Consider the following 25,303-nt stretch of genomic DNA (forward strand, 5'->3'; position numbering starts at 1 on the left):
GCAATTTCAGGACGTTTCAGAGTTTCGCATCTTCAATCCGACACATTTCAAGTGCCTGTTCTATCTAGAGAAACGATAGTTTCTGATATCCAAACAATGCTTTGATTATACAGCGACTGGTGAGCGATGTCCGCCAGATCCTACGCGGATCAGCGTCAGTTCTGACGCTACCTTCGAGAATCAGTCTAGCGCGACGGCCAGCCGAAAGGACAGGACGTTCCGACCCCGATCCCGGCGATAGACGATGTTATGTGCCAGGCCCCCGATCAGGAACCAGCCAAATCCGCCTTCAGGCACTAGGGCGGCGTGATCCTTGGGGCTTTGATCAGGGTGCAGCGGGATGCGCCCTTCGGGCATCGGAACGCCGTTGTCAGTGATGCGGATATGCAGACCATTGCCGCTGAGCACCCAATGCAGTTCGATCCGGCCATCATCACGGCCCAGATAGGCATGTTCGACGATGTTGTTCAGCGCCTCGGCCACGACCAGTTCGACAGAGCCAAGTTCTTCGTCGGCCATGTGCAGCGGCGCCAACTGGTCCAGCAGCTCTTCCAGGGCATGGCGGACTTCCATCGGATCCGACACCAGCGACACACTGGCATTCGTTGCGACGGGTCGTTGCGATATCTGGCGATCAGGAAATGTCATCCTGTCGGCCCCCTCCCGAACTCGGATCAGCAGGCGCGGTCCTGCAGGGCGGACTCGGCCGATTGGTGGATCGTGAACACGGTATCCATACGGGTCAGACGAAACACTTTTTCGACATTCGGCATCAGTCCGGACAGATCGAGCGAAACGCCGTCCGGCATCTGTTTCATTGACGCCACGATCGCGCCCAACCCGCTGGAATCAATGAAATCGACCTCTGACAGGTCCAGTACCGTGCGGGTCGCCGCATCCGCGGTCAGGTCGCGCATGCGATCCTTGAACCGGATGGCGACGGCCGCATCGATGCGAGGTTCACCCACGCGGATGATCAAGCAATCTCCGATCCGTTCCGATGTCAGGTTCATGCCGGTCTCCGATATCAGGCTCTGATTGCGAACAACGCTAGACGTTATTCGTTACCATCCGGTATTCATGCCCCAAACATGGAGGATCATCATGCAAGAGGTAGTCATCGCCGGCGCCGCCCGGACACCGATGGGCGGGTTCCAGGGCAGCTTTGACGGCGTGGAGGCCGCGCAACTGGGCGGCACCGCGATCCGCGCCGCACTGGATGCAGCCGGGACAAAAACCGTCGACGAGGTCCTGATGGGCTGCGTCCTGCCGGCGGGCCAGGGTCAGGCGCCTGCGCGTCAGGCCGGCTTTGCCGCGGGTCTGGGCGAAGACGTCCCCGCCACGACGCTCAACAAGATGTGCGGGTCGGGCATGAAGGCCGCCATGATGGCCTGGGATCAGCTGGCGCTTGGCCGGGCCCAGGTGATGGTCGCAGGCGGCATGGAAAGCATGACCAACGCGCCCTACCTGCTGCCCAAGATGCGCAACGGCGCGCGGATCGGCCACCAGGAGGTCAAGGACCACATGTTCCTCGACGGTCTGGAGGACGCCTATGACAAGGGTCGCCTGATGGGCACCTTCGCCGAAGATTGCGCAGAAGCGTTCCAGTTCACCCGCGAGGCCCAGGACGAATACGCGCTGAAATCCTTGCAGAATGCGCTCGACGCGCAGAAGTCCGGTGCATTTGATGGCGAAATCACCCCGGTCACCCTTCAGACCCGCAAGGGCGAGGTCACCGTGGCCGAGGACGAACAGCCCGGTGCAGCCCGCCCCGACAAAATCCCCCAGCTGAAGCCGGCCTTCCGCAAGGACGGCACGGTCACCGCCGCCAATTCCTCGTCGATCTCGGACGGGGCAGCGGCGCTTGTCCTGGCCACCCGTGGCGCGGCCGAAGCACAGGGCATGCCGATCCGTGCCCGCATCCTGGGTCATGCCAGCCATGCACAGGCCCCCGCGCTCTTCCCGACCGCTCCGGTGCCAGCGGCGCAAAAACTGCTGTCCTCCATCGGCTGGACCATCGACGATGTCGACCTTTGGGAGGTCAACGAGGCCTTTGCCGTCGTACCCATGGCCTTCATGCAGGAAATGGGCCTGTCCCGCGACAAGGTGAACATCAATGGCGGCGCCTGCGCGCTTGGCCACCCCATCGGCGCATCCGGTGCGCGGATCATGGTGACCCTGCTCAACGCTCTGGAAAAGCACGACCTGAAGCGCGGGATTGCAGCCATCTGCATCGGTGGCGGCGAGGGCACAGCCATCGCGATCGAACGCGTCTGAACAACCGAAACGGGCGGGGCCAACCCCGCCCGCATCCAAGGAGGTCCGCAATGCGCGTCGACTATGCCACGCTGTCCAAGACCATCGCCTCGCTCACCGAAGGGGAAACCGACGAGGTCGCGTTGATGGCAACGATGGCCTGTGAAATCCATCATTCGGACGACAGGTTCGACTGGACCGGGTTCTACCGCGTGACCGAGCCGGAGGTGCTGAAGATCGGTCCTTATCAGGGCGGTCATGGCTGCTTGGTCATCCCCTTTGCGCGTGGAGTCTGCGGCGCTGCCGCGCGCACCGGTGAAACACAGCTTGTACCGGACGTGGATGCCTTTCCCGGCCATATTGCCTGCGCGTCCTCCACCCGCTCCGAACTCGTGATCCCCGTGAGGAACGGCACCGGGGACATCATCGCCGTGCTCGACATTGACAGCGATCGCCCCGACGCCTTCACAGCCGAGGATGCCGACGCACTGACCGCGATCCTGGACGCCACGTTTGCGCGCGAACTGGTCTGAGAGACAGCCCGCCAGGAAGGGAAACGAAATGCTCAAGGGTTCCTGCCTCTGCCAGGGCATCCGCTTCACTGTCAGCGGCCCGGTTCAGGGACCTTCGGTCTGCCATTGCACGCAATGTCGCAAGCTGTCGGGGTTTGCCTGGTCGTCGGCCTATGCGCCTGCCACGGCGATCGATATCAACGGTGACGTGCGGTGGTTCGCCTCAAGCACGACCGCAGAGCGTGGCATCTGCCCGACCTGTGGCGCGTTTCTTTTCTGGAAAGCGCACGACGAGAACACGATGAGCTTTGCGCTCGGCGCCATTGACGGCCCCACCGGCCTGACCCTTGAAAAGCACATCTTCACCGAGACCAAGGGCGATTACTACCAGATCGCCGACGGGTTGCCGCAAAAGCCCTGACATTCCGCGCGGCTGCGGTTAGATCACCGGCATGAGTGACGTCTACGCCCCACCCGATACGCCCCTATCGGTGATCCACGAGGATCACGAGCTCCTGCTGGTCGACAAGCCCGCCGGCCTGCTGTCGGTGCCGGGCAAGGGCGAACACCTGGCCGATTGCCTGCTGACCCGCGTGCAGGCCGCCTTTCCGACCGCGCTGCTGGTGCACCGGCTGGACAGGGACACGTCGGGCATCATGGTCTTTGCCCTGACACCGCATGCCCAGCGTCACCTTGGCCTGCAATTCGAACATCGTCGGACGAAGAAGACCTATGTCGCACGCGTGCATGGACGGCTGGAGCCCCGGAAGGGCGAGGTCGATCTGCCCCTGATCGTCGACTGGCCGAACCGGCCCCGGCAAATGGTGGATCATGAGAATGGCAAACCGGCCCAGACCGACTGGCGTGTGCAGCGATACGGCGACGGGGAAACCCGCGTCAGGCTGATGCCGAAAACCGGCCGGTCTCACCAGCTCAGGGTTCACATGCTGGCCCTTGGGCACCCGATCCTGGGCGATCCCTTCTACGCGGAAGGCGAAGCGCGCAACCATCCTCGCCTTATGCTGCATTCCGAAGAGCTTCGTCTGCTGCACCCCGATGGCGGCATGGGGCTGAGCTTCAAGGCCCCTTCCCCGTTCTAAGCCGGCCTTTGGTTCGCTCTGTCGGATGCTACCCGACGCGGGCCCAATCCGCGAGCAATCTGTCGGCTGGCCGTAGCAAGCCGACACGTCGAGACGGCCAGCGCCGCACCCAAGCGATGGCTCAGGCCAGGCCCGTGCGCCTCTTTCTGCCCTCCAACATCTGCCCAAAAAACAAAAGGGCCCGGCAGACATTGCCGGGCCCCATATTTCTACGGATCGAAAACCGATCAGGCGGTCTTCGCATCCCAGCCGGAGACGGCCTTGACCTCCATGAAGTCCTCAAGGCCCCAGACGCCACCTTCGCGCCCGTTGCCAGACGCCTTCATGCCGCCGAACGGCGATCCGGCACCGCGCGGCTGGCCGTTCATCTCGACCATGCCGGAGCGCAGGGACAGCGCCATGCGGTTGGCCTTTTCGGCGTCCTGGGTCTGAACGTAGTTGGTCAGGCCATAGGGCGTGTCATTGGCGATCTCGATCGCGTCCTCGATCGTGTCGAAGGGGATCATCGTCAGAACCGGCCCAAAGATTTCCTCGCGGGCGATGGTCATCTGGTTGGTCGCGTCCGCAAAGACCGTCGGCTTGACGAAGTAACCGCGGTTCATCCCCTCGGGACGCCCGGTGCCACCGGCAACCAGCCGCGCGCCTTCGTCGATCCCGGCCTGGATCAGACCCTGGATCTTGTTGAACTGCGCTTCGTTCACGACGGGGCCGATATGACGGCCTTCCTGGCTGGCCGGTCCGACCTGCACCATGTTGGCGGCAGCGGCAGCCTCTTCCACGGCGGCGTCATACCGCTCGCGCTGCACCAGCATCCGCGACGGTGCGTTACAGGACTGGCCTGAATTGTTCATCATGTGCATGACACCACGCTTCACGGCCTTGTCGTCCGCATCGGCGAAGATCACGTTGGCACCCTTGCCGCCAAGCTCCAGGTGCACCTTCTTCAGCGTCGCAGCGGCATTTTGCGAAATCGCAACGCCCGCGCGGGTCGACCCGGTGAAGGACACCATGTCCACGTCCTCGTGACCGGTCAGGGCAGAGCCGACACCGGCACCGTCCCCGTTCACCAGGTTGAACACACCAGCCGGAACGCCGGCTTCATGCATGATCTCGGCAAAGATGATCGCGTTGAGAGGGCTTTCCTCGGACGGTTTCAGCACCATGGTGCAGCCGGCGATCAGGGCCGCGATCACCTTCAGCGTGATCTGGTTCATCGGCCAGTTCCAAGGCGTGATCAGCGCGCAGACACCGAAACCTTCATAGACGATCCGGTCGTTCGGAGCATGATCGCCAAGCGGACGGATGAATTCGAACGACTTGGCCGCGCGAATGAAGTTCTTGGTGTGCGCATAGCCCGCGCCCCACTGGGCAGAGCTCGACAGGTCGATCGGCGCGCCCATCTCCATGGAAATCGCCTTGGCCATGTCGTCCTTGCGGGCGCCGTAGACCTCGAGGATCTTCTCGGCCAGGGCGATACGCTCGGCCGGGTCGGTCTTCATCCAGGCCGGGAACGCGGCCTTGGCGGCGGCAACGGCCTTGTCGACATCTGCCGAGGAACCCAGCGAAATGACGGCGCAGGCCTCTTCGGTCGACGGGTCGATGACCTCGTGATCATTGGCGGTTACGGGATCCACCCATTCACCGTTGATGTAGAATTGGCGTTTTTCGATCATGGCTCACTCCCTGGTGGTGGACAGTTTTCCGCTATGCAGACAAGTGTCCCGCAATTTCGGCGCCACTGTGTCACTGTGCCTATCCGGTTTCAAGCTACAGAGGGGTGTAAATCGTCAGGACGATCTTTAGATAGGTCTCGAACCGATACCTGCAAATGGAGGACACCAGACCCATGCGTATCAATGAAACTGTTCCGAACTTCACCGCCCAGACCGATCAGGGCGAGATCAAATTCCACGATTGGATCGGCGACAGCTGGGCGATCCTGTTCTCGCACCCCAAGGATTTCACGCCGGTTTGCACCACCGAATTCGGTGCCGTCGCACAACTGGCCGACGAATGGGAAAAACGCGGCACCAAGGTCATCGGCATCTCCGTCGACGGTGTCGAGGATCACGTGAAATGGAAGGGTGACATCGAATCCTTCGGCGGCGCCAAGGCCGGCTTCCCGATCATCGCGGACAAGGACCTCGAGGTCGCCAAGATGTTTGACATGCTGCCCGCCGAAGCCGTCCTTCCCGACCAGCCGACCCCGGCCGACAGTGCCACGGTGCGTTCCGTCTTCATCATCGGCCCGGACAAGAAGCTGAAGCTGATGATGACCTACCCGATGACCATCGGCCGCAACTTTGCCGAAGTCGTCCGCGCCCTCGACGCGCTGCAGGCGACCTACGAGGTCCCGCTGGCCGCCCCCGCGAACTGGGTGCCGGGCGATGACGTGATCGTCGCGCTGTCGCTGGATGACGAAGCGGCAGAAGCCAAGTACGGCAAGCTCGACAAGAAGCTGCCCTACCTGCGCTTCGCGAAGGCCCCCAGCTAAAGGCTTTCCGGCCGCCTCGACCGAGCCGACAACGTAAGAAAAGAAACGCGCGCCCCCATGGCGCGCGTTTTCGTTTCCGGGCTAGGGTGACGCCGAAGCGGGAGGACAGCAGATGTTGGAATCATTCGGCCCGGATATCTGGATTGCGGACGGCCCCGTCGTCAGCGCCATCGCAGGCTTCCACTACCCGACCCGCATGGCCGTGATCCGGCTGAAGAACGGGACGCTGGTGATCTGGTCGCCTGTCACGCCCTCGCCCGAGTTGTTCGACGCGATCGACGCCCTGGGCCCGGTCGGCCATATCCTGGCACCGAACACCCTGCACCACCTGGCGCTCCCCGATTGGCACATGCGCTATCCGACGGCCCTGATCCATCCCGCGCCTGGGCTCGCCGAAAAACGGACCGATCTGGCGTTTTCGTCTGACCTCGGCGACGCCCCGCATCTTGCCTGGGCCGGAGAGATCGACCAAATCGTCGTGCCCAATTCCATCGCCGACGAAGTCGTGTTCTTTCACAAGGCGAGCGGCTCCGTGATCTTCACCGACCTGCTGCAGAACATGCCCCGCGGCTGGTACAGCGGTTGGCGCAGTATCGTGGCGCGGCTCGACCTGATGACCGGGACCACGCCCCGGGTGCCGCGCAAGTTCCGCATGGCCCTGCGCGCCCGCAAGGCAGCCGAGCCGATATCGCGCGTCCTCGACTGGCCGGCAGAGCGTGTCCTGATGGCCCACGGCACCCCGGTGACCAACGACGCCCAGAGTTATTTGCGGAGCGCCTTCGGCTGGCTCGTCAAGTAGCCACCTACGCAAGTATCAGTCTCTAAACTAGGCTTTCTTCACATCATCCGGCCAAAGTGATGCGGCCCGGAACCCCTCCGGAATCGTGACACGGCCCTCCAGAACGAGGTCAGCCATCACCTCGGCCACCTTGGGCGCCATGCCGAACCCGATCTTGAACCCGCCATTGGCGATGAAATGCCCCGGCCGTCCCGGCCACGCCCCCAGCATCGGCGCACGCGACCGCGCGCGCGGCCGGACACCGGCCCACCGTTCGATCACCTCGGCCCCCTCCAGCGCCGGAACCGCCGCCCGCGCTGCCGCAATTACGTTGTCCAGGGCCGCATCGGTGCTGGCGGGATCATCATAGTCGCGTTCCGAGGTCGATCCGATCGCCACCGTCCCGTCCGCATGCGGCACGACATGCACACCCCCGGCGAAGACCTGAGGCACCGGCCCCGCATCATGGGCCAGCAGCGCCGCCTGCCCTTTCACGCCGGTTCCGATCTGGCGGGTCGTGGTCGCGCTCATCTCCTCCAGCCCCGCAATTCCGGTGGCATGGATGACGGGGCCGACCTCATCGCCATGCGCCACGACCTCCACCCCACCCATCCGCAGCGCACCGACCAGTGCAAGACAGGCTTTGCGGGGATGCATGCGGGCGGTGAGCGTATCGTGCACGTAAAGGCCGGTGGGCGATACCGGCGCAAAGTCACCGGCCCCCTCGACAACGCGCCAAGTGGCATGACTGCCCCACAACTCGGTCGCCGTCTGCTCGCGTACGCGGGCCAGGTCCACCGCGCGCTCATCGGCCAGGGGTTGTACGCGGCCAAGGCGTCCGTAGCCGGCCGAAAGCCCTGATGTAGTCTCTATTTCGGCCCACCAATCGCCGGCCATCAACAGGCTGTCCAGCTGAAACGCCTTCTTGTCGTTCCAGTTTTCCGGCACGTGCGGCGCCAGCGCGCCAACCACCCCGCCTGACGATCCGGCACCCGGCCCGAACGGGTCGATGACCCGCACCCGCGCGCCCCGTTTCAGGCAGGCCCACGCGCAGGACAGGCCAAAGATACCGGCCCCCCGAATGGTCACGTCGATCCTTGTCATCGCCCTGTCCTCGCTGCATTGTCGCGCCACGCTGCGTTGCGGCGGTTTCTAGAGGATCCCTCCATGTCCGGCCAGCCCACCGGCCCACAGCAACCCGAGCTCACCTGGCGCGAGGGAAAGACCCCCGTGTCGGAACGCTTCGACGATCCTTATTTCAGCCTCGATAACGGGCTGGCGGAAACCGTCCACGTCTTTCTGAACGGCAACGGCCTGCCGGATCGATTTGCCCCCGGATTTCACATTGCCGAACTTGGTTTCGGTACCGGCCTCAACCTTCTGGCCGTGCTCGATGCCTGGCGCAAGTCCGGCACCGAAGGCCCGCTGCGCTTCACCACGTTCGAGGCCTATCCGATGGCGCCCGAGGACATGATCCGCGCTCAGGCTGCCTTTCCCGAGGTCGGGGATATCGCCGAGGACCTCGCCCGGCACTGGGGCCGGACCCGGATCGAATTGCCCGACCTCCACCTCCACATAGTCACAGGAGATGCCCGCGAAACGCTGCCTCACTGGGACGGTCAGGCTGATGCCTGGTTCCTCGACGGATTTTCCCCGGCCAAGAACCCGGAAATGTGGGGCCAAGCGCTGATGGCCGCCGTCTTCAACAAGACACGCGACGGTGGCACGGCCGCCACCTACACCGCCGCCGGGCATGTCCGACGCGCGCTCGAGGCCGCGGGTTTCGACGTGACGCGCATCCCCGGTTATGGCCGCAAACGCCACATGACGCAGGCGAGGAAAGCAGAATGACCGAACAGAACACACGCCTCGGCATCCTGCTGATGATCGCGACCACGTTGGTTTTCGCTGCGCAGGACGGGATCTCCCGCCACCTGGCGGCGGACTACCCGGTGCTGATGATCGTGATGATCCGCTACTGGTTCTTTGCCCTGTTCGTCATCGCAATTGCCGCGCGCAAGGCCGGCGGTGTCGGCAATGCCGCGCGCACCGAACAGCCGGTCGTACAAATCCTGCGGGGTGTCATCCTTGCGGCCGAGATCTGCGTGATGGTGAAAGGCTTCGACCTTCTGGGCCTTGTCGAAAGCCATGCGGTGTTTGTCTCCTACCCGCTGCTCGTCGCCGCCCTGTCCGGCCCGATCCTGGGCGAAGCTGTCGGCTGGCGGCGCTGGTCTGCAATCGGCGTCGGCTTTGTCGGGGTGATGATCGTGCTGCAACCGGGCTTCGGCGTCTTCGCAATCGAGGCGCTGGTGCCCCTCGCCGCAGCCCTGATGTTCGCCGTCTATGGCTTGCTGACCCGCTATGCGGCCCGCAAGGACACCTCGGCCACATCCTTTTTCTGGACTGGGGTCACCGGTTGCGTCGTCATGACAATCGTCGGCATCTGGTCTTGGACCCCGATGGATGCCGGCGCGTCGGCGTGGATGGCTCTGCTTTGCCTGACCGGCGCGCTTGGCCATTACCTGCTGATCCGCACCTACGAGGTGGCAGAAGCCAGTGCCGTGCAGCCTTTCGCCTATTTCCAGCTGGTCTTCGCCGCCCTCATCGGGCTGACGATCTTTGGCGAAACGATCAAGACGAATGTCGCTATCGGCGCCGCCATCGTCATTGCAGCAGGGCTATTCACCTTGTGGCGCGAACGCCGACAGGGTTGAACCGGACAGTTCCGTGCTGAACGGGATCGGCAGGGCAACCTTGCCCAGACGCGCGCGATAGATCGGCAGGCTTTCCGCCACCCGCTGCACGTAATTCCGCGTCTCGCGGAACGGGATATGTTCGACCCAGTCCACCGGATCGACATCGCCGCTGCGCGGATCGCCGAACAATTCAGACCAGCGGGTCGCGCGGGACGGACCGGCATTGTACCCGACCGACACCAGCATGACGTTGCCGTCGAACTCCTCGGCCAATTGCGCCAAGTATGCCGAACCGAGCTTGGCATTGTACGCCCAATAGCCCAGCCGGCCCGAAACGTCGTCGCTGTCTCCGACCTTGCGGCCCATTTCCAGCGCGGTGCGCGGCATCAGCTGCATCAGGCCGCGGGCGCCGACGGGGCTGGTGACGGCCGGATCAAACTCGCTTTCGCGGCGCGCGATGGCCAAGGCCATTTCCTGCGCCACCGGCAGCTCCATCTCGATCAGCGGGTGCAGCGCGTAGTAGTGCCGTTCGATGACCACGCCGCGCGACGCCGCGGCCTTGCCCAGCATCACCTGAAGGTGCGGGTCGCCGGCCTCTTCGACCATGCGACCGAGGGCCAGCAATTCGTCCATCGTCGCGGTTTCGGCCATGTGCTTCAGGAACCGTTCGGCCTCGTATTCCAACCCGGCCGAGCGCAGCAGCATCACTGCTTCGCGCAGGTCGCTGTCCACCAGCGCGGTGTCCCGCCAATCCGGGCCTTCCACCTGGCCGGACAGAGACGAATCTAAGGGAATATTGGCCTTCTCGGCGGCCAGAAGCCCGTAGAAGCTTGTCTGATGCTGCGCCCCTTCCCGGTACGCTGCCATGGCGTCTTCGGGTCGATTCAGGGCCTCCAGCGCCCGCCCCCGCCAATAGCCTGCACGGCCCAGAGAAATGGGGGTCTGAACACCCGCCTCCAATCGGTTGAAATGCTCCAGCGCGCGGGCCGGGTCATCCAGGTATCGCAGCGACAGGTAGCCCGACAGGAATTCGAGATCCGCAAACGCGCCGCCTTCGGTCAATTGGTGGGTCGAGGCCAGTTCGTAAGCCACGACCGGATCGCCGCTGCGCATTTCGCCGCGCGCATAGGACCGGCGCAGGTTCGACCATTTCTCGGGAAAGCCCAGACCGCCGGCAATCTGGCTCTGGCTGCGAAGCAATTCCTTTGCGTCGTCGTTGCGGTTCTTGCGGACGCGCCAGACATACCGGTCATAGGCGAGGCCCGGATCGTCACGCAGCGCCTCGGGCACCGCTTCGATCAGGGCATCAACGTTGTTATCGTCGTCCTGCAAGGCCAGGCGCGCCTCGGCCAGTTTCTCCTGATCGCCACCGACAAGGCGCAGCATCCGGCGCACGTCCTGCGTCCGGTCCTCCCAGATCGCATGCGACAGGCGCGCGCCGTGATGCGGTTGCAGCAGGCTGCGGTACCGCTGAAGGAAAGCGTCATGCGTCGTCTCATCCAGGTCGAGCGTTCGCCATGCCAGAACGATACCCGCTTGCGCCGCGCCGGTCTCTCCGGCCGCATCGAGAGCACGGGCATGACGAAGCGCGCCCAGCCCTGTCTGCGGTGTAGTGTTCTGGAAGAATTCCAGCACCTGCCCGTCATCAGCCTCGACAAAGGCTTCCTCGTTCTGGCGTCTCAGGTAATCCAGCCCGGGCCAGTGCGCGTGAGAGGCGAGGAAATCCAGCACCTCCTGCGGTGTCCCCCGACCCGACCGCAACCGCACCCATTCGATGTAGGATTCCGCTGCCGGCCCGTCGCGCGAAGCCAGCTGTGCCGCCTTTTCCCATTCGCCATCCCGGGCCGCATCAAGGGCCGAGCTCAAAGGCCGGGGCACGATTCCAGCGATCGGGCCGTCGGTCGCTCGAATCGAAGAAGGGGCCAGGCAGGCGGTTCCAGCCAGGCAAAGGCACAGTACAAGGCCAAATCGGCTCAGTATCACTTGCATTTCTCCTGCCGAACCGGTTTAGACACCCGGCAAATGTAGACCGACTCTGCCAGCCCTCAACCAAAGTTTCGCGGCACGGGCGGAGTTCCGCAACAGGGACGGTACCGGATTGGCCGGACTGCCCGCCAGACAAAGGAGCGTGTCATGTTTCAGGGGTCCATTCCCGCCCTCGTCACGCCGTTCAAGGACGGCGAGCTGGATCTGGTGACGCTCAAGAAACTCGTGGACTGGCACGTGGAGCAGGGCTCGTCCGCCCTCGTCCCCGTCGGCACCACCGGTGAATCCCCGACCCTGTCGCTGCGTGAACACGAGATCGTCGTGGAAGAGGTGGTCAAGTTCGCCGCCGGCCGCATCCCCGTGATCGCCGGTGCGGGTGCGAACAACACCAAGGAAGGCATCCGGCTGATCAAGCATGCCGAAGAGGTCGGCGCCGATGCCGCCCTGGTGGTGACGCCCTATTACAATAAGCCGACGCAGCGTGGCCTGATCGCGCATTTCACCGCGATGCATGATGCCAGCACTCTGCCGATCATCATCTACAACATCCCGCCGCGGTCGGTCATCGATATGATGCCCGAAACCATGGGCGAGCTGTCCAAGCTGCCGCGCATCGTCGGGGTCAAGGACGCCACCGCAAAGCTGGACCGTGTCGCGCTTCAGCGCATGACCTGTGGCCCTGATTTCGTGCAACTTTCCGGCGAAGACGGCACCGCCGTCGGTTTCAACGCTATGGGCGGCCGCGGCTGCATCTCGGTCACCGCGAACGTCGCGCCGAAGCTCTGCGCCGAAATGCAGGCGGCGACGCTGAAAGGCGATTACGAGACCGCGCTGACCTACCAGGACCGGCTGATGCCCCTGCACGAGGCGATCTTCACCGAACCCGGCCTCTGCGGCGCCAAGTTCGCGATGTCCGAACTGGGCCTGTGCTCGGACGAGGTTCGCCTGCCGCTGATGACCCTCACCGACGAGACCAAGGAAAAGGTCCGCGCCGGGATGCGCCATGCGGGTCTGCTGAACTGATCCGGGCGGTCATCTGATAAATCAGGGAAACAGGGGCCGCGCGCCCCTGTTTTTATTTGTCAATCCAGCCTGCGGAAGCGCAGGGGATCACCTTGCCCGACATAATACATCGACCAGTCGATCCCTTCGATCTCGTCGATGCTGTAGCAAAGCGGATCTCCGCCCTCCATCGGGAACAGCTGAAGGTATAGTCCACCGGCCCCGGGCGGTGCTTCGGGGCAGGACCCGGTGATCGAGATGATCGAGGACCCCATCGGCTGGCCGTTATAGGAATCCTCCCAGATCGCACCGATGATCGTCATCTGGGATTTGCGATCCGCCAGCGAATACCACTGGCCCTGCATGTTATCGATCACGACGTCTGTCATCGTGCGGTCGCGCGTGCCTACCTCGCGCAGGACGATATCGGCGGTGCTGTCATGCACGGCCTCCAGATCGCCCGAAACCTGGATCGGCGCGCCGGGCAACAGGCTGCGCAACGCGTTCAGCGCGGTCTGGTCGCTGCGCCCGTCATCATAGGCAAAGAACTGCGTCCCGTCGGCCACGAAGGTACAATAGGACACGCCCTGAAAATCGCAGGACTGGAAAATTGCCTGGTTGGAATAGGGCTCGCCGTACTGACCGACCGCCGCCTGCTCGGTCGACGGGGCAACGCCGCCCGGCGTTGTGATCGTCATGGTGAAATGGGTCGCCGTCTTGCCGGTATCGAGCTTGCGGAAGCGCTGGCTTTCATAGCCTCGACCGCCGCAATCCTCGTCCCCGACGATATCGAAGGCCGCCCGTGTCGTGCAGAAGGCGTAATCGGCATTGGGGAAGTTCCGCTCAGGCGCCTCGGCCCGCCAGTAGTAGTACCGACGCTGCAGGTCGCCCCCCAACACGGTCTTGCATTCGCCCGGCGCGACACTCCACCACCCTTCCGATACCCAGTCCTCGCCCTTCTTGTACCCGACCGCAATAGTCTGTTCGACGCTGTCCTCGTTGCAGAATTCCAACCCGGCAAGCGCTGCGCCCGGGCTCAGGATGGCGGCCAGAAGGAACGGGGTCAGTTGACGGCGCATGAAGGTCTCCTCGAACTCGGGAAGACACTAGCCCGGCTTTGCGAACTCAGTCGAGATACAAGATGTATTCGTCTGCGCCCCAGCCCGATTTCGAACAGCGCGCCCGGATAATCACCTTGTTCGCACCGTCCGGGATCATCACCGACGACAGGGACCGGGTGAAGGGCTGTTCGTCCACGTGCGGATGCATCAGTTCGCGGATGCCCAGACGGTCGCCCGCCGCATCCAGAACCTCCCACCCATCGGCAAAGTGGTCCCAGCCCTCGTCGCCATGCAGAAGCGTCACGCTGATCTTCCACCCCATGCCCGATCGATGGGCCTTGGCCCCGACGATCTCGGGAGCGTCGGCCAATGCAGGCATGGCAAGAGCAAAGGTAAGGATCGTGGCTCGGATCATGGCACCCTTATATCCGGCACCCGCCACATTGCCACTGCACTTCGTTTCACGTCGGCGTGCGGTCCGTGTCCTCCAACAGCGCCGCGCGCGATTTGGAGGCAAACTCCCGCCGCCAGAGCACCGCACAAGTGATCAGCGTCGCTCCGATCAGCGCCCAGGCGCCCAGCAGCCAGGCTGACGCGCCCATTGCGAAATAGACCGCCCGCAGCCCGCGGTTGAAACTGCGCGCGGCGGTGATGTTGATCGTCGCGGCCTTGGCGGCGCGCGGCAGGGCATTGGGGTTGTCGATCTCGTTGGGCACCGCGGCCATCAGAACGGCGCAATAGCCGAACAGCCGGTGCGACCAGACGAACTTGAGGAAGGCATTCACCAGGAAGAACAGGATGACCAGCAGCTTGATCTCCCACACGATCGCCGGATCGCTTTCCAGCGTGATCTGGTTCGCCAGCCCCATCAGCTGATCCGAATTGCCGATCGCTGCCAGCCCGCCACCGATGGCGATCATCGTGGCCGAGGCGAAAAAGGACGTTCCCTGCCGAAGGGTCGACAATGTCTGCGCATCGAAGATTCTTGGCTGCCGAGATACCATGTGCCGCATCCATTCGCGTCGGTAATCCGCCATCAGGATCGACACCGACGGATGCCGCGACGAAGGGTTTTCGATCCGCAGCCCGATCAACTGCCAGGCCAGAACGATCACGATGACCGCGCCAAGATCGAGCGGTGTGAAAAGCGAAAGGCGGTCCATCCAGGTCATGAGCTCCCATAGCGCATCCCCGCGCAGCTTGCCAATGGACAGGATTCGGGACTAGAAAACGGCCACTTTAGCGTGTGCCGAGGTCCGCCATGCAGATGCCCGTTCCTGACCCCAAGGTCCTGAAGAACAAGGACGCGCTTGTCGCGGCCCTTAAACAGGTCTTGCCCGATGACGCCGTGATTTCCGACCCGATGGAAACGCGCGCCTACGAATGCGACGCGCTGACGGCCTATCGCTGTCCGCCGATGATCGCGGTCCTGCCGTCGACAACGCAGGAAGTGTCGGACGTTCTGCGCCTGTGTCACAAGTTCGGTGCGCCGGTCGTGCCGCGCGGCGCCGGCACCTCGCTGGCCGGTGGCGCGCTGCCCACGGCCGACAGCGTCATCCTGGGCGTTGCGCGCATGAATGCTGTGCTCGAAACCAATTACGATGACCGTTTCATCCGCGTGCAGACCGGCATGACCAACCTGTCCGTCACCGGCGCGGTCGAGGGCGACGATTTCTTCTATGCCCCGGACCCGTCCTCGCAACTGGCCTGCGCCATCGCCGGCAACATCGCGATGAATTCCGGCGGGGCGCATTGCCTGAAATACGGCGTGACCACCAATAACCTGCTCGGCGTCACCATGGTGATGATGGACGGCGAAGTTGTGGAAATCGGCGGGCCTTACCTCGGTTCCGGCGGTCTGGACCTGCTGGGGCTGATCTGTGGATCCGAAGGGCAGCTTGGCGTCGTGACCGAGGCCACCCTGCGCATCCTGCCGAAACCCGAAGGCGCGCGGCCTGTCCTGATGGGCTTCGATAGCAACGAGGTCGCTGGCGCCTGTGTGCGCGACATCATCGAGGCCGGCGTGCTGCCCGTGGCCATCGAATTCATGGATCGCCCCTGCATCGAGGCGACCGAAGCCTTCGCCGGCGCAGGTTATCCTGATTGCGAGGCGCTGTTGATCGTCGAAGTCGAAGGATCGGATACCGAGATCGACGAACAGCTGACCGTCATCAAGTCCATCGCCCAGCGGCACAACCCGGTAGAACTGCGCGAAAGCCGCTCGGCCGAGGAAAGCGGCCGCATCTGGCTGGGCCGCAAATCCGCCTTCGGCGCCATGGGCCAGATCAACGACTACATCTGCCTCGACGGCACGATCCCGGTCAGCGAACTGCCGACCGTGCTGCGCCGTATGGGCGAGCTGTCCGACGAATTCGGCCTCAAGGTCGCCAATGTGTTTCACGCGGGCGACGGCAACCTGCACCCGCTGATCCTGTTCAACGCAAATGCCGAAGGACAGCTTGAAACCTGCGAGGCCATGGGCGCCGAGATCCTCAAGCTCTGCGTCGAGGTCGGCGGCTGCCTGACCGGCGAACACGGTGTCGGGGTCGAAAAACGTGACCTGATGAGCCACCAATACGCCCCCGAAGACCTCGAGGCACAGCTGGCCGTGAAGGATGTCTTCGACCCGGCTTGGCTTCTCAACCCCAGCAAGGTCTTCCCCCTCGCCACTACTGAACCACGGCGGAGCGCGTGATGGCGCGTCCCAATTCCGAAGCCGAGCTGGCCGACCTGATCCGTGGCGCCAATGCCCCCTTTTCCGTGCGCGGCGGCAATACGCGCGGGCTCTCGCAGGATGGCGGCGAAGCGCTGGAAACCGGCGGGCTTTCGGGGATCCACCTGTATGAACCCGGCGGCCTGACCCTCGTCGCCGGTGCCGGCACCCCCATCGAAGATATCGACGCCCTGCTGGCCGAAAAAGCACAGCGTCTGGCCTTCGAACCGATGGATCACCGCGCGCTGCTGGGCACGTCGGGCACCCCGACCCTGGGCGGGATCGCAGCCGCCAATATATCGGGCCCCCGCCGCATCCAGGCGGGCGCGGCGCGGGATCACATGCTGGGCGTTCGCTTCGTGACCGGTGCGGGTGACATCGTCAAGAATGGCGGCCGCGTGATGAAGAACGTGACCGGATACGATCTGGTCAAGCTGATGGCGGGCAGCCATGGCACCCTTGGCGTGCTGACCGAAATCAGCCTCAAGGTGCAGGCGATCCCGGAAACCGAGGCGACGCTGATCCTGCGCGCCCAGGACATGGCCACCGCAATCACGGACCTGACCCGCGCCATGGGCACCCCATTCGATGTGTCCGGCGCCGCCTGGCTTTCCGGCACCGCGACCGGAGGGCCCGCTGAGCGGCGCATCCGGGTCGAAGGCCTGTCCGGCAGCGTCAGCTACCGCGCCCGGAAATTGACTGATCTGCTTGGTGCCGATGCGGTGGTCGAAGGCGCGGACAGCGCCGCGCTCTGGCAACAGACGCGCGACGTTGCGCCCTTTGCCGACAAACCCGGCGCCGTCTGGAAGATCTCCACCCGCCCGACCGCCGCAGCCACCTTTTGCGACGCGCTGCTGGCAAGTGGCCTCGACCACTCCGTCATCGCGGATTGGAGCGGTGGACTGCTCTGGCTGCTGACCGACGACACCGGCGATGCGGGCGCGCAGGCGATCCGCCAGCAGGTCGCGACCCATGGCGGCCACGCGACACTGGTCCGCGCCTCGAACAACACGCGCAAATCCGTTCCGATCTTTCAGCCGCAGCCCGCGGCCATCGAGAAACTGACCGCAGGTTTGCGCGCCAAGTTCGACCCCAAGGGCCTCTTCAATCCAGGACTGATGGAAATCCCCGCATGATGCAGAACCTGTTCCTGATCGCAGTCTGCCTCGTCGGACTGGGTGTCTATGTTGCCCTCGTCCGCCGCAGCCCCAACCGGTCCTTCTTTCCGCTGCTGGGTCCGGGCATCATCCTTCTCGGCGCGGCCGGTCTGGCCATGCTACGCCTCTTGCCCATCGACGCCGCCGAAAACACCGCGCGGGTGCTGGTCGCTCTAGCGCTGCTTTGGATCGGCTGGATCGGACTGGTCGCCTTCGTGGTGCAGGCCATTCACCGGCGTATGCCCGGCTCCTACCCCTGGCCCACGCTTTTCGGCTCCGTCGTCACTTTCTCGCCCGTTCTGGGCTTTCTCGTCGCAAGGGCCATGATCTGATGCGCACCGAATTCACGCCCGAACAGCTGACCGATCTCGGCACCGCCCGCGCCAATGAAATCCTGCGCGCCTGCGTGCATTGCGGCTTCTGCACGGCGACCTGCCCGACCTACCAGGTGCTGGGTGATGAACTAGACAGCCCGCGTGGCCGCATCTACCTGATCAAGGACATGCTGGAAAACGACCGTGTGCCGGACGAAAAGACCGTCAAGCATATCGACCGTTGCCTGTCCTGCCTTGCTTGCATGACGACTTGTCCCTCGGGCGTGCATTACATGCACCTTGTGGACCATGCGCGGGCGTATATCGATCGGAATTACAAGCGTCGCTGGGACGATCGCGCCCTGCGCTGGATCCTCGCCCGGATCATCCCTTACCCTACACGCTTCCGCCTGGCCTTGTTCGCCGCCGGCCTCGCCCGTCCGTTCCGCCGGCTGATCCCGGATGCACGGCTGCGCGCGATGATCGGGATGGCGCCCGGCCGCCTGCCGCCGGTGTCTCGCAACGACGATCCTCAGACCTTTCCCGCCGCAGGGCAAAAGATCAAACGCGTCGCCCTGATGACCGGCTGTGCCCAGAAGGCGCTGAACACCGACATCAACGACGCCACGATCCGCCTGCTGACCCGCATGGGCGTCGAGGTCGTGATCCCCGAGGGCGAAGGCTGCTGCGGCTCGCTCACCCACCACATGGGGAAAGAGGACCTGGCCCATGGCTCTGCCGCGGCCAATATCCGCGCCTGGGCACGCGAAATGGACGGCAACGGGCTGGATGCCATCGTCATCAACACCTCGGGCTGCGGGACGACGGTCAAGGATTACGGCCACATGTTCCGCAACGATCCGCTGGCTGCGGATGCCGCCCGTGTTTCTGCCATCGCCAAGGACGTGACCGAGGTACTGGCGGATCTCGACCTGCCCCAGCAGCCATCCCGTGGGCTGAAGGTCGGATATCATGCGGCCTGCTCGCTCCAGCACGGGCAAAAGATCAAGGACACGCCCAAGGACCTACTCAAGAAGGCCGGGTTCGAGGTCGCGACCCCCGCCGATCCGCACCTCTGCTGTGGATCTGCCGGGACCTACAACCTGATGCAGCCCGAGATCTCGGGCAAACTGCGCGACCGCAAGGTACGGACGCTGGATGCCACGCAGCCCGACCTGATCGCGGCGGGCAATATCGGCTGCATGATGCAGATCGGCCAGGGCACCGACACGCCCATCGTGCATACGGTCGAGCTCATCGACTGGGTCACCGGCGGGCCGAAACCGGCCGCCCTGAAAAACCTTTCGGCCGCGTGACCTGCCCTATTTTCGCCCCACAGCTTGGCTACGATTTTTTCAATTCTTGCCAATCGGGGGCATCATGTTGAACCGTATCCTTCCAGGCATGGCCCTGGCGCTGACGTTGGTTTTTGCCGCCGTCCAGACACCACATGCCCAGGAAAGTTCGCTCAAACGCCTCGATACCGGCGATGATAGCCGTGGATGGGAGGCCGTCGGACGCCTCGATATCGACGGCCGCGGATTCTGCACCGGCGCGCTGATCGCCGAGGATCTGGTCCTGACCGCCGCGCATTGCCTCTACGACCGGACGCGCGGCACGCGGTTCGACCCGACCCGCATCGAATTCCTGGCCGGCTGGCGCAACGGCCGTGCCTCCGCCTATCGCCAGGTGCGCCGTGCCGTGGTGCCGCCGGATTACGATTTCTCTGCCAGCGTCACGCCCGACCGCGTCCGCAACGACGTCGCCCTGCTGGAGCTCTACCAGCCGATCCGCAACACCCACGTGATCCCCTTCCTCACGGATGCCCGTCCAGGGCTGGGCGAACGGATCGCCGTCGTCTCCTATGCTCATGACCGGGCCGAGGCGCCGAGCCTGCAGGAAATCTGCAGCGTCATCACCCGTCAGAACGGCGCGCTCGTGATGTCCTGCGATGTCGATTTCGGATCCTCCGGCGCGCCCGTCTTCTCCTTTGCCGGAGGGGAGCCTCGGATCGTGTCGGTCGTGTCCGCCAAGGCCGAGATCTCGGGGCAGAACGTGTCGCTGGGCACGGACCTTGAACAGCTGACTTTGCTTCGTTCGGAACTGGCCGCCGGTGGCGGGTTCAACCTGCCGCAGGCGCCGCGCACCAATCGCCTGACCGCCGGGTCCCGCGGCGATACCGGCGCGAAATTCGTCCGCCCGGGCGAGTAATCGCCGCCCCCTTGAAACCGTTCTGAGCGATCCCCAAGTTTCGGGTATCGGGACGCCAAACCGGGTCCCGTTTGACCGCCTGTCCCACGATGGGAAGGCACAAACCCTTGTTATCGCTCAAAGAGGATGACCATGCGTAACTTTGATTTTGCTCCGCTCTATCGTGCAACCGTTGGCTTCGACCAGATCGCCGACATGATGGACCGGGTGCTGAGCAACGACGTTTCTCAGCCGACCTACCCGCCCTATAACATCGAAAAGACCGACCAGGACACCTATCGCATCACGATCGCCGTCGCCGGCTTCTCCGAGGATGAACTCGGGATCGAGGTGAAGGAAAACGCTCTGGTGGTCACGGCCCGCAAGGCCAATGAAGACAACCGCACCTACCTGCATCGCGGCATCGCAACCCGCGCGTTCGAACGGCGCTTCCACTTGGCGGACCACGTCAAGGTGACCGGTGCATCCCATGCCGACGGCATGCTGCATATCGACCTGGTGCGCGAGGTCCCCGAGGCGCTGAAGCCCCGCCGTATCGAGATCACCAAGGGTGACACGGTGCAGGGCAAGGCGATCGAGGCCAAGGAAACCGCCTGACGCCAATGGCGGGGTGAACCCAAGACTATCCCTCGATTTCACTGGGCGCGGCTTCGGCCGCGCCCTTTCTTTTCGGACAGGTGTCGCCGGGCCGTCGTCACCCCTGCATTCGCCGCATCCGTTCGATCCGCAGCGCCTGTGCCTCCTGTTCGACCAGTTCCTCGCTGACCTGTTTCTTGGCAAACGAGGTCTTCAGCCGCGCCTCCGCATCCGCCTTTCGCACCAGGACGCGGGCCAGCTGCATGTTCAGCTCCTTGCGCTGGCGACCGACCCAGGCGCGCCAGGCGCGATCCGCACCGATCGCCTGCCAGTCGCTGGCCACGCCGTCGGACATGTCCAGGCTTTGACGCAACTGGTGGTCCAGATCGTCCAGCGCCTCGCGCAGATCCATTTCTTCGGCCTTGATCCGCTGCAGTTTGCCCAGGTCCACCTGATAGACCGTTTCGATGATATCGCGCAGCTCCGTCAACTGGGTCATCAGCGCCAGCTCTTCCTGACTTTCTGCCGCATCTGGTCCGCGAACCGGATCGCCACGGCGACCGCCCTGTAAGTGTCCGGAGAGATCTCGCTCCCCACGTCGGTCGTCGCATACAGCAGCCGTGCGGTCGGCGGATCGGGGTGGATCGGCACGCCATTCTCCTGCGCCAGCCGCCGGATCGTCGCCGCGACCTCATCGACGCCCTTGGCCACGCAAGTGGGCGCGGCACCGGGTTCGCGGCTCCATTGCAGGGCAACCGCGTAATGGGTCGGGTTGGTGATGATCACGTCAGCCTTGGGCACCTGCGCCATCATCTGGTTCATGGCAATCGCCTGACCACGGGCGCGCCGCTCCTGCTTCATGTGCGGGTCGCCCTCGGTGTTCTTCTGCTCGTCCCGGATTTCCTTATCGGACATGCGGTGCTTTCGCAGATGCTCCGCCCGTTGCCACATGAAATCGATCCCGCCGATACACAGGGAAATCACCAGCACCACGAACATGAACTCGATGCAAATCCGCAGCAGAAGCGCCGTCGCCATCCCCGGATCGGTCCTGAGCGAACCGGCCATTTCCGGCAACCGTGTGGACAGGAAGATGCCCAGGACCATCGAGTAGATCACGAGTTTGGTGAAGCTCTTGCCGAACTCGAACAGCCCGTTGCGCCCGAACTTGTTCTTCGCGTTCGACAGCAGGGAAATCCGCGACATCTTGGGCTGCAGCTTGCTGGGCGTCACCACGAAGGCGCGCTGCGAGATGATCGTCAGCAGCGCCGCGACCGCCGGCACCAGGAAAAACGGCAGGATCAGCAACGCGCTGCGTCCTGCCAACGTGGCGACGACACCGCCTGCGCCCTGATCGGACAGGAACAACCCGTCCAGCCGATCCGCCTGGTCGATCAGCACCATCAGCGATGACCCGAGCGCCTTGAGGTTATCCCCGCCCACGGCAACGGCCGCCAGCGTCAGCCCTGCATAGCTTGCCGCGGTGGACAGGTCCTGGGATCGCGGCAGCTCCCCTTTCTTGCGTGCATCGTCGAGCTTTTTCTGTGTTGGCTCGTGTGGCTTGTCGCCATTCTCCTCGTCGCTCATGGCCCCACCCCTAGCGGATTGGCCAGGAAACCCATCAGCGCATTCTGCCAGACCGTCAGCATCGTCGGCGCCAGCAGGAAAAGCAGTGCCAGGCCCCCGAAGGTGATGACCGGCGCACCGACAAAGGCCACCATCAGTTGTGGCATCGCCCGGTTGATGACCCCGAGCGTCAGGTTATAGAGGACCGAGATAATCACGAACGGCACCGCCAGCATGAAGGCCAGGCTGAACGCCCGCGCGACCCCGGCAATGCCCCATTCCGCAAGGTCCGACGCATCCGGAAAGACGCCCCCAGGCAGCACCTGGTAAGAGCTGATGATGACCTCTGCCACGCGCACATGCAGGCCCATCATCATCGCCAGCGCCAGGCCCGACATCACCAGCATGTGTCCCATGGCAGGCATCGGTTCCGCCGCCACACCGCCGGCGATCTGAGACAGTGTGGTGGCCTGCGCCGCCATCGACCCGGCCGTCTGCAACGCGATCACGAACAGTCGGAACCCGATGCCGAAGGCCAGCCCGATGATCGTTTCGGTCCCGAGAAATCGCAGGAAAACCCCCAGGTCCCAGACCGCATTTGGCGCCAGGGGTGCAATCGCCGGGGCGCAGATGACCGTCAGCGCCACCGTCAGGCCCAGTTTGATCCGCACCGGCACCGATTGTTCCGAAAACCCCGGCAACAACGCCATCATCGGGCCGATCCGAAGCAGGATCAGCAGTCCCTGCCACAGGGCAAGGTCCGCCAGCCGCATCAGTTCGGCCGCGTCGGTCATGCCGCCACCACGCCAACCAGCGACGGACGCGCCTCCAGCCCGATCTCCTCGAAGGCGAGGACGGGGTTCTGGATCGCACGCGCGCTCATCACCATGCGCAGGAACCGCCGCCGCCGGGTCGAGGTCACGACCGCCGGGTAAATCCCCTGGTCCGCTGCCCGGCTGACATTGTCCGCGATATTGCCCGCCAGCGTGTTGAACACGTCCGGCGGCAGGGCGACGTCAATGCCACCGCGTTCGCTGTCGATCTGGTAATTGGCAAAGGCGTCTTCCCATTCCGGGGCCAGCTGGATCAGCGGAATCGTCCCATCGTCACGGCGCAGGTGGCTGACCAGCTGGAAGCCGAGGCGCTGGCGCACCATCTCGCAGATGCCTTCGGGCTGGGTCGTGGTCATCCGCGCCTCGGCGATGGCCTCCATGATCAGCGGCAGGTTTCGGATCGACACCTGTTCCTCCAGCAGAAGGCGCAGCACCTGGTGCAGCACATCCATCGGCACGCGGTCGGGGATCATCTCGTCAAGCAACTTGCGGTTCGCCTCGGACCGGCCCGGATCGCTCAGATGCACCATCTCATCCAGAAGGCGCCGCAGCGATTTCAGCGACAGAAGCCGCGGCAGGTTCCGCTTGATCAGCTCCAGCAGATGCGTCGCCAGGATCTCTGTCGGGGTGACCAGCGTGACACCCGACAGCGCCGCCCGCTCCTGCTCGGTCTCGGGGATCCAGCGGGCAGGGGCGCCATAGACCGGCTCCGACACGTCCTCACCACGGGGCAGGTTCGTACCCCCCTCCGGCAAAAGCGCCATGACGTGGTTGTTGCGCAGCGCGGCGCGCGCGACCTCGACCCCCTGCAGCCGGACGATATAATTCCCCGACGGCAGCGACGGGTCGTCGGTCAGCCGGATCTCGGGCAGGATCAAACCGTAGGTCGAGGCGACGTGATTGCGCATATTGGCAATCCGCGCGTCCAGGCCCGTGCCTGGGTCCAGCACCATGTCGACAAGGTCAGGCGCGAACTCGACGTGGATATCATCCAGATCCAGCAGGTCCCCGATCGGCTTCTGACGCGGCTGGTCCGGTTTGTCCTCCTTGATGGCCGGCGCCGTTTCGGCGTCGCGGTTCTTCTTCCAAACCATCCACGCGGCTCCGGCCAACACGAGGCTTCCCGCCACGAACGGCAGGAAAGGCAGGCCCGGCACCAGGGCGAACAGCATCATCAGCAGCGACACGGTGGCCAGGGCCGCCGGGTGGCTGCCCAGCTGTTTGACCAGCGCCATGTCCGTCGACCCGGTCGCCCCGCCACGTGCCAGCAGCAATGCCGAAGCGATGGAAATGATGACCGCCGGGATCTGCGTGACCAGACCATCACCGACGGTCAGGATCGCATAGGTTTCAAAGGCTTGAGAGATCGGCATCCCATGGACCAGAACGCCCATGATCAGTCCCATGACCAGGTTCAGAAGCGTGATCAGAAGCCCTGCAATCGCGTCCCCTTTGACGAATTTCGACGCACCGTCGAGCGACCCGAAAAAGGTCGTCTCCTGCTGTTCGATCTCGCGCCGGGCCTTGGCCTCCGCATGATCGATGGCGCCCGCGGACATGTCGCTGTCGATCGCCAATTGCTTGCCCGGCATCCCGTCCAGGGCAAAACGCGCGCCAACCTCGGCCATCCGCGCGGCGCCCTTGGTGATCACCATGAAGTTGACGATCAGCAGGACCCCGAACACCACAAGGCCGAGGAACACGCTGCCCGACATGACGAAATTGGCAAAGCCCTCGATCACGTCTCCCGCTGCGCCGGTGCCGGTATGGCCCTGGCCGATGATCAGCTTGGTCGAGGAGACGTTCATCGACAGCCGCAGCATCAGCGAGGCCAGCAGGATCGTCGGGAAGGACGAGAAATCCAGGGGCCGTTCGATGAACAGGGTTACCGTGAAAATCAGGATCGCCAGGCCAAAGCTGGCAGCCAGACCGATATCCAGGACGATCGCCGGCATCGGCAGGATCATCATGACGATGATCGCCATCAAAGCCAGCGCCAGCAGAACGGTCGGCTGGAACACAACCGAGGGCGTGAATTTGGGCATTCT

At 64.0% G+C, this 25,303-nt stretch carries 27 protein-coding genes; 15 read left to right on the plus strand and 12 right to left on the minus strand.

Features of this window, described 5'->3' with window-relative positions; genetic code table 11:
• Nucleotides 1-180: 180 nt before the first annotated feature.
• Both ATO9_RS07355 and ATO9_RS07360 read right to left on the minus strand, forming a co-directional pair.
• Nucleotides 181-648: an ATP-binding protein gene (locus ATO9_RS07355; RefSeq protein ID WP_081979483.1), complete on the minus strand. Its 468-nt coding sequence runs from the start codon at nt 646-648 to the stop codon at nt 181-183.
• Between the two features lie 26 nt (nt 649-674).
• Nucleotides 675-1,013 (minus strand): STAS domain-containing protein, encoded by a 339-nt coding sequence (locus ATO9_RS07360; protein WP_043747245.1) that lies wholly within the window; start codon nt 1,011-1,013, stop codon nt 675-677.
• 91 nt (nt 1,014-1,104) lie between these two features.
• Between ATO9_RS07360 and ATO9_RS07365 the strand changes: the two genes are divergently transcribed.
• Genes ATO9_RS07365 through ATO9_RS07380 form a run of 4 tightly spaced genes read left to right on the plus strand, consistent with a single transcriptional unit; the run spans nt 1,105 to nt 3,868 of the window.
• Nucleotides 1,105-2,277 carry a thiolase family protein gene (locus ATO9_RS07365; protein ID WP_043747246.1) on the plus strand — a complete coding sequence of 391 codons (1,173 nt, stop codon included), beginning with the start codon at nt 1,105-1,107 and terminating at the stop codon, nt 2,275-2,277.
• 50 nt (nt 2,278-2,327) lie between these two features.
• The gene (locus ATO9_RS07370; protein ID WP_043747247.1) at nt 2,328-2,789 is read left to right on the plus strand and encodes a GAF domain-containing protein; all 462 of its coding nucleotides are present in this window, start codon (nt 2,328-2,330) and stop codon (nt 2,787-2,789) included.
• Nucleotides 2,790-2,817: 28 nt separating this feature from the next.
• Entirely contained in the window at nt 2,818-3,189 is a 372-nt protein-coding gene (locus tag ATO9_RS07375) for a GFA family protein (RefSeq protein WP_043747248.1), read from the plus strand.
• Between the two features lie 31 nt (nt 3,190-3,220).
• Nucleotides 3,221-3,868 (plus strand): pseudouridine synthase, encoded by a 648-nt coding sequence (locus ATO9_RS07380; RefSeq protein ID WP_043747249.1) that lies wholly within the window; start codon nt 3,221-3,223, stop codon nt 3,866-3,868.
• Nucleotides 3,869-4,095: 227 nt separating this feature from the next.
• On the opposite strand, the gene ATO9_RS07385 is transcribed toward ATO9_RS07380, so the two are convergent.
• Entirely contained in the window at nt 4,096-5,541 is a 1,446-nt protein-coding gene (locus ATO9_RS07385; RefSeq protein WP_043747250.1) for an aldehyde dehydrogenase family protein, read from the minus strand.
• Nucleotides 5,542-5,714: 173 nt separating this feature from the next.
• On the opposite strand from ATO9_RS07385, the gene ATO9_RS07390 reads away from it, so the two are divergent.
• The gene (locus ATO9_RS07390; RefSeq protein WP_043747251.1) at nt 5,715-6,362 is read left to right on the plus strand and encodes a peroxiredoxin; all 648 of its coding nucleotides are present in this window, start codon (nt 5,715-5,717) and stop codon (nt 6,360-6,362) included.
• A 112-nt stretch (nt 6,363-6,474) separates the two neighbouring features.
• Entirely contained in the window at nt 6,475-7,161 is a 687-nt protein-coding gene (locus ATO9_RS07395; protein ID WP_043747252.1) for a DUF4336 domain-containing protein, read from the plus strand.
• Nucleotides 7,162-7,188: 27 nt separating this feature from the next.
• Here the strand turns inward: ATO9_RS07395 and ATO9_RS07400 are convergent, their stop codons facing one another.
• Nucleotides 7,189-8,244 carry an NAD(P)/FAD-dependent oxidoreductase gene (locus tag ATO9_RS07400; RefSeq protein ID WP_043747253.1) on the minus strand — a complete coding sequence of 352 codons (1,056 nt, stop codon included), beginning with the start codon at nt 8,242-8,244 and terminating at the stop codon, nt 7,189-7,191.
• A gap of 63 nt (nt 8,245-8,307) precedes the next feature.
• On the opposite strand from ATO9_RS07400, the gene mnmC2 reads away from it, so the two are divergent.
• Both mnmC2 and ATO9_RS07410 read left to right on the plus strand, forming a co-directional pair.
• Complete coding sequence (mnmC2, locus tag ATO9_RS07405) at nt 8,308-8,991, plus strand: tRNA (5-methylaminomethyl-2-thiouridine)(34)-methyltransferase MnmC2 (protein WP_043747254.1); 684 nt, start codon at nt 8,308-8,310, stop codon at nt 8,989-8,991.
• Nucleotides 8,988-9,854, plus strand: a complete 867-nt coding sequence (locus ATO9_RS07410) for a DMT family transporter (protein WP_043747255.1) — start codon at nt 8,988-8,990, stop codon at nt 9,852-9,854. The genes mnmC2 and ATO9_RS07410 overlap by 4 nt, the downstream gene beginning before the upstream one ends.
• On the opposite strand, the gene ATO9_RS07415 is transcribed toward ATO9_RS07410, so the two are convergent.
• Nucleotides 9,819-11,702, minus strand: coding sequence for a lytic transglycosylase domain-containing protein (locus ATO9_RS07415; protein ID WP_337588273.1), 1,884 nt, complete (start codon nt 11,700-11,702; stop codon nt 9,819-9,821). The genes ATO9_RS07410 and ATO9_RS07415 overlap by 36 nt on opposite strands.
• A 267-nt stretch (nt 11,703-11,969) precedes the next feature.
• Between ATO9_RS07415 and dapA the strand changes: the two genes are divergently transcribed.
• Nucleotides 11,970-12,845 (plus strand): 4-hydroxy-tetrahydrodipicolinate synthase, encoded by an 876-nt coding sequence (gene dapA / locus ATO9_RS07420; RefSeq protein WP_043747257.1) that lies wholly within the window; start codon nt 11,970-11,972, stop codon nt 12,843-12,845.
• A gap of 59 nt (nt 12,846-12,904) precedes the next feature.
• Here the strand turns inward: dapA and ATO9_RS23415 are convergent, their stop codons facing one another.
• The 3 genes from ATO9_RS23415 to ATO9_RS07435 are packed head-to-tail and all read right to left on the minus strand — an operon-like array spanning nt 12,905 to nt 15,057.
• Nucleotides 12,905-13,903, minus strand: coding sequence for a DUF1036 domain-containing protein (locus tag ATO9_RS23415; RefSeq protein WP_052418156.1), 999 nt, complete (start codon nt 13,901-13,903; stop codon nt 12,905-12,907).
• Between the two features lie 46 nt (nt 13,904-13,949).
• A complete protein-coding gene (locus ATO9_RS07430) occupies nt 13,950-14,300 on the minus strand; it encodes a hypothetical protein (protein WP_043747258.1) in 351 nt (116 codons plus the stop codon).
• Between the two features lie 46 nt (nt 14,301-14,346).
• A complete protein-coding gene (locus tag ATO9_RS07435) occupies nt 14,347-15,057 on the minus strand; it encodes a DUF599 domain-containing protein (RefSeq protein ID WP_043747259.1) in 711 nt (236 codons plus the stop codon).
• Nucleotides 15,058-15,146: 89 nt separating this feature from the next.
• On the opposite strand from ATO9_RS07435, the gene ATO9_RS07440 reads away from it, so the two are divergent.
• From ATO9_RS07440 to ATO9_RS07465, 6 genes are all read left to right on the plus strand, one after another.
• Nucleotides 15,147-16,580: an FAD-linked oxidase C-terminal domain-containing protein gene (locus ATO9_RS07440; RefSeq protein WP_043747260.1), complete on the plus strand. Its 1,434-nt coding sequence runs from the start codon at nt 15,147-15,149 to the stop codon at nt 16,578-16,580.
• The gene (locus ATO9_RS07445; RefSeq protein ID WP_043747261.1) at nt 16,580-17,734 is read left to right on the plus strand and encodes an FAD-binding protein; all 1,155 of its coding nucleotides are present in this window, start codon (nt 16,580-16,582) and stop codon (nt 17,732-17,734) included. Before ATO9_RS07440 ends, ATO9_RS07445 begins: the two co-directional genes overlap by 1 nt.
• Nucleotides 17,731-18,087, plus strand: a complete 357-nt coding sequence (locus ATO9_RS07450) for a hypothetical protein (protein ID WP_043747262.1) — start codon at nt 17,731-17,733, stop codon at nt 18,085-18,087. Before ATO9_RS07445 ends, ATO9_RS07450 begins: the two co-directional genes overlap by 4 nt.
• Nucleotides 18,087-19,385, plus strand: a complete 1,299-nt coding sequence (glcF, locus tag ATO9_RS07455) for a glycolate oxidase subunit GlcF (RefSeq protein WP_043747263.1) — start codon at nt 18,087-18,089, stop codon at nt 19,383-19,385. Before ATO9_RS07450 ends, glcF begins: the two co-directional genes overlap by 1 nt.
• A gap of 64 nt (nt 19,386-19,449) precedes the next feature.
• On the plus strand, nt 19,450-20,280 hold the full coding sequence (locus tag ATO9_RS07460) for a trypsin-like serine peptidase (RefSeq protein WP_156127813.1): 831 nt from the start codon (nt 19,450-19,452) through the stop codon (nt 20,278-20,280).
• A gap of 132 nt (nt 20,281-20,412) precedes the next feature.
• Nucleotides 20,413-20,877, plus strand: coding sequence for an Hsp20 family protein (locus ATO9_RS07465; protein WP_043747265.1), 465 nt, complete (start codon nt 20,413-20,415; stop codon nt 20,875-20,877).
• 97 nt (nt 20,878-20,974) lie between these two features.
• Here the strand turns inward: ATO9_RS07465 and ATO9_RS07470 are convergent, their stop codons facing one another.
• From ATO9_RS07470 to flhA, 4 genes are read right to left on the minus strand one after another with little or no spacing between them, the layout of a single operon-like run.
• Nucleotides 20,975-21,355, minus strand: a complete 381-nt coding sequence (locus ATO9_RS07470; RefSeq protein ID WP_043747266.1) for a hypothetical protein — start codon at nt 21,353-21,355, stop codon at nt 20,975-20,977.
• On the minus strand, nt 21,355-22,443 hold the full coding sequence (locus ATO9_RS07475) for an EscU/YscU/HrcU family type III secretion system export apparatus switch protein (protein ID WP_043747267.1): 1,089 nt from the start codon (nt 22,441-22,443) through the stop codon (nt 21,355-21,357). The genes ATO9_RS07470 and ATO9_RS07475 overlap by 1 nt, the downstream gene beginning before the upstream one ends.
• Nucleotides 22,440-23,216 carry a flagellar biosynthetic protein FliR gene (locus tag ATO9_RS07480; protein WP_043747268.1) on the minus strand — a complete coding sequence of 259 codons (777 nt, stop codon included), beginning with the start codon at nt 23,214-23,216 and terminating at the stop codon, nt 22,440-22,442. Before ATO9_RS07480 ends, ATO9_RS07475 begins: the two co-directional genes overlap by 4 nt.
• Entirely contained in the window at nt 23,213-25,300 is a 2,088-nt protein-coding gene (flhA, locus tag ATO9_RS07485; protein WP_043747269.1) for a flagellar biosynthesis protein FlhA, read from the minus strand. The genes ATO9_RS07480 and flhA overlap by 4 nt, the downstream gene beginning before the upstream one ends.
• Nucleotides 25,301-25,303: the final 3 nt, after the last annotated feature.

Source organism: Pseudooceanicola atlanticus, assembly GCF_000768315.1.
In the GTDB taxonomy this organism is placed as follows: Bacteria; Pseudomonadota; Alphaproteobacteria; order Rhodobacterales; family Rhodobacteraceae; genus Pseudooceanicola; species Pseudooceanicola atlanticus.

Excerpts from the sequence above, each read along its gene's own strand:
- ATO9_RS07355 (WP_081979483.1), bottom strand. The coding sequence starts at position 648 with ATGACATTTCCTGATCGCCAGATATCGCAACGACCCGTCGCAACGAAT.
- ATO9_RS07360 (WP_043747245.1), bottom strand. The coding sequence starts at position 1,013 with ATGAACCTGACATCGGAACGGATCGGAGATTGCTTGATCATCCGCGTG.
- ATO9_RS07365 (WP_043747246.1), top strand. The coding sequence starts at position 1,105 with ATGCAAGAGGTAGTCATCGCCGGCGCCGCCCGGACACCGATGGGCGGG.
- ATO9_RS07370 (WP_043747247.1), top strand. The coding sequence starts at position 2,328 with ATGCGCGTCGACTATGCCACGCTGTCCAAGACCATCGCCTCGCTCACC.
- ATO9_RS07375 (WP_043747248.1), top strand. The coding sequence starts at position 2,818 with ATGCTCAAGGGTTCCTGCCTCTGCCAGGGCATCCGCTTCACTGTCAGC.
- ATO9_RS07380 (WP_043747249.1), top strand. The coding sequence starts at position 3,221 with ATGAGTGACGTCTACGCCCCACCCGATACGCCCCTATCGGTGATCCAC.
- ATO9_RS07385 (WP_043747250.1), bottom strand. The coding sequence starts at position 5,541 with ATGATCGAAAAACGCCAATTCTACATCAACGGTGAATGGGTGGATCCC.
- ATO9_RS07390 (WP_043747251.1), top strand. The coding sequence starts at position 5,715 with ATGCGTATCAATGAAACTGTTCCGAACTTCACCGCCCAGACCGATCAG.
- ATO9_RS07395 (WP_043747252.1), top strand. The coding sequence starts at position 6,475 with ATGTTGGAATCATTCGGCCCGGATATCTGGATTGCGGACGGCCCCGTC.
- ATO9_RS07400 (WP_043747253.1), bottom strand. The coding sequence starts at position 8,244 with ATGACAAGGATCGACGTGACCATTCGGGGGGCCGGTATCTTTGGCCTG.
- mnmC2 (WP_043747254.1), top strand. The coding sequence starts at position 8,308 with ATGTCCGGCCAGCCCACCGGCCCACAGCAACCCGAGCTCACCTGGCGC.
- ATO9_RS07410 (WP_043747255.1), top strand. The coding sequence starts at position 8,988 with ATGACCGAACAGAACACACGCCTCGGCATCCTGCTGATGATCGCGACC.
- dapA (WP_043747257.1), top strand. The coding sequence starts at position 11,970 with ATGTTTCAGGGGTCCATTCCCGCCCTCGTCACGCCGTTCAAGGACGGC.
- ATO9_RS23415 (WP_052418156.1), bottom strand. The coding sequence starts at position 13,903 with ATGCGCCGTCAACTGACCCCGTTCCTTCTGGCCGCCATCCTGAGCCCG.
- ATO9_RS07430 (WP_043747258.1), bottom strand. The coding sequence starts at position 14,300 with ATGATCCGAGCCACGATCCTTACCTTTGCTCTTGCCATGCCTGCATTG.
- ATO9_RS07435 (WP_043747259.1), bottom strand. The coding sequence starts at position 15,057 with ATGACCTGGATGGACCGCCTTTCGCTTTTCACACCGCTCGATCTTGGC.
- ATO9_RS07440 (WP_043747260.1), top strand. The coding sequence starts at position 15,147 with ATGCAGATGCCCGTTCCTGACCCCAAGGTCCTGAAGAACAAGGACGCG.
- ATO9_RS07445 (WP_043747261.1), top strand. The coding sequence starts at position 16,580 with ATGGCGCGTCCCAATTCCGAAGCCGAGCTGGCCGACCTGATCCGTGGC.
- ATO9_RS07450 (WP_043747262.1), top strand. The coding sequence starts at position 17,731 with ATGATGCAGAACCTGTTCCTGATCGCAGTCTGCCTCGTCGGACTGGGT.
- glcF (WP_043747263.1), top strand. The coding sequence starts at position 18,087 with ATGCGCACCGAATTCACGCCCGAACAGCTGACCGATCTCGGCACCGCC.
- ATO9_RS07460 (WP_156127813.1), top strand. The coding sequence starts at position 19,450 with ATGTTGAACCGTATCCTTCCAGGCATGGCCCTGGCGCTGACGTTGGTT.
- ATO9_RS07465 (WP_043747265.1), top strand. The coding sequence starts at position 20,413 with ATGCGTAACTTTGATTTTGCTCCGCTCTATCGTGCAACCGTTGGCTTC.
- ATO9_RS07470 (WP_043747266.1), bottom strand. The coding sequence starts at position 21,355 with ATGACCCAGTTGACGGAGCTGCGCGATATCATCGAAACGGTCTATCAG.
- ATO9_RS07475 (WP_043747267.1), bottom strand. The coding sequence starts at position 22,443 with ATGAGCGACGAGGAGAATGGCGACAAGCCACACGAGCCAACACAGAAA.
- ATO9_RS07480 (WP_043747268.1), bottom strand. The coding sequence starts at position 23,216 with ATGACCGACGCGGCCGAACTGATGCGGCTGGCGGACCTTGCCCTGTGG.
- flhA (WP_043747269.1), bottom strand. The coding sequence starts at position 25,300 with ATGCCCAAATTCACGCCCTCGGTTGTGTTCCAGCCGACCGTTCTGCTG.